The 1,902-nt window shown below is 77.1% G+C and carries 2 protein-coding genes; one reads left to right on the top strand and one right to left on the bottom strand.

Features of this window, described 5'->3' with window-relative positions; translation table 11 throughout:
- Positions 1-806: class I SAM-dependent RNA methyltransferase (locus tag ACFWEK_RS21270; protein ID WP_430555332.1), on the top strand; the 806-nt coding region annotated here is incomplete at its 5' end.
- 30 nt (positions 807-836) lie between these two features.
- Here the strand turns inward: ACFWEK_RS21270 and ACFWEK_RS21265 are convergent.
- A complete protein-coding gene (locus ACFWEK_RS21265) occupies positions 837-1,592 on the bottom strand; it encodes a DUF5701 family protein (protein WP_430555331.1) in 756 nt (251 codons plus the stop codon).
- Positions 1,593-1,902: the final 310 nt, after the last annotated feature.

Raw genomic sequence — 1,902 nt, 5'->3', positions numbered from 1 at the left:
ACGACGTGGTGCCGCTCGACGGCATGCCGCTCGCGACCGAGGCGGTCGCGGCGCTCGCGGACGCCGAGGACGTGTGGACCCGCCGCTGGCGCCCGGGCGCCCGCCTCGAGCTGGTGGCACCGGCCGACGGCGCGGACGCCCTGCTCCTGGTCGACGACGTGCCGTCGCGCCGCGGCCGCGCGGACACCCGCCCGAACGCCCGCCGCTCGGTCACCGAGACGGTGCGGGCGGGTGGCGCCGAGCACCGCTACCGCGTGGCGGGCGACGGGTTCTGGCAGGTGCACCGGGCGGCGCCCGACCTGCTCGCGGGCGCCGTGCTCGACGCCGTGCACGCGACGCCGGGCGGCCTCGACGGGGCGACCGTGCTCGACCTCTACTCCGGTGCGGGCCTGTTCACCGTGCCGCTCGCCGCGGCCGTCGGCGGCTCGGGCCGCGTCGTCGCCGTCGAGGGCGACGCCCGCGCCGTGAAGGTCGCCCGCCGCAACGCCCACGACCTGCCGCAGGTCGAGCTGCACCTCGGCGCCGTCGACCGCGTCCTGGCCGACGGCGCCGCGACCGGCGCGGACGTGGGTGCCGCGGACGTCGTCGTGCTGGACCCGCCGCGCGCCGGAGCCGGCCGCTCCGTCGTCGACGCGATCGCCGGCCGCGGCCCGCGGCGCGTCGTCTACGTCGCCTGCGACCCGGCGGCGCTCGCCCGCGACGTCGCCTACCTCGCCGGGCACGGGTACGAGCTCACCGACCTGCGCGCGTTCGACCTGTTCCCCATGACGCACCACGTCGAGGCGGTCGCCGTCCTCGACCGCTGACGGGTCAGCACGTTCGATCTCGTCGTCGGGTCAGGCGGCGCGGGCCGTGGTGGAGGCGAAACCGAGCCACGTGTGCCGGTTGCGCCACCAGCACCAGCCGACCTTGGGGGCGCCGCGCCGCTCGCTGCCGTCGCGGCCGGTCCCGTTCGAGATCCACACGGCGGGGGTGCGCGCGTCGTAGGTCCCGTTCGGCCGGCGCAGCCGGGAGCCGATCGTCATGAAGCAGAGGTTCCGGGCGAGGACGTCGGGGGACTGCAGTACCCAGTGGATCCCCTCGGCGAGGGTGAGCGGGCTGCGACCCGCCGCAGCGATCGCCGGCTCCGCCTCCTCGGGCGACCAGTTCGCCATCGCGTCGCCCCGGTCGGGGGCGGCGACCGCGTAGACGTCGGCGTCCGGCACGTCGACGCCGGGCACGGGCACGAAGTCGTCCACGTCCGTCATGTCCACGACGACGAACCCGGCGCGGTCGACGGCTCGGCCGCGGACGGTCGTCGTGCGGCGCAGGTGCCCGGCGAGGGCGGACGGCGGCAGGACGCGCGGGTGGACCACCAGGAGCGACCCGGCCGCGGCGGTGCGCTCCAGCGCGGCGGCGGCGTCGCGCAGGGCCGCGGGGGAGAGCGCCTCCGGCGGCACGACGCCCCGGGCGAGGAGCAGCTCGGCCTGGGCGGTGAGCGGCGGCAGCGGCGGCGGGCCCGATCGCTCGGCAGCCGGGGCGGGGCCAGCCTGGACGGCGGGGGTCGTGGCGGTGTCGGCGGGGCGTGCGGGGCTCGCGGGCGTGCGCGGCATGGGCGTCCTTCCGGTCGAGGGCAGCTGCACAACGCGCTGGCCACGAGGGTTGTTCCCGTGCGCCGTACGGAAAATCTCCGCGCGCCCCGGGCCGGGACCTGACGCCGAGATATCTTGACGTCAAGATATATGGGCTATGCTGACCAGGTGCCCGGCGTACGCTGGGCGGAGCCCCCCAGAACCACGGCGTCGGAACCGTCGCGCCGCAGCGCGCACGGTGCCCTCGCCGGCCAGCCCCGCAGAAGGAGCCGCAGTGAGCAGCGTGGACACGTTCGGATCGAAGGGAACGCTGGAGGTCGGCGGGAAGGCC

It is taken from the genome of Isoptericola sp. NPDC060257, assembly GCF_042726645.1.
GTDB classification, from domain to species: domain Bacteria; phylum Actinomycetota; class Actinomycetes; order Actinomycetales; family Cellulomonadaceae; genus Isoptericola; species Isoptericola nanjingensis.
This window is presented reverse-complemented; position numbering and strand designations above follow the sequence as displayed.

Coding starts and splice junctions, on each gene's coding strand:
- ACFWEK_RS21265 (WP_430555331.1), bottom strand. CDS start 1,592: ATGCCGCGCACGCCCGCGAGCCCCGCACGCCCCGCCGACACCGCCACG.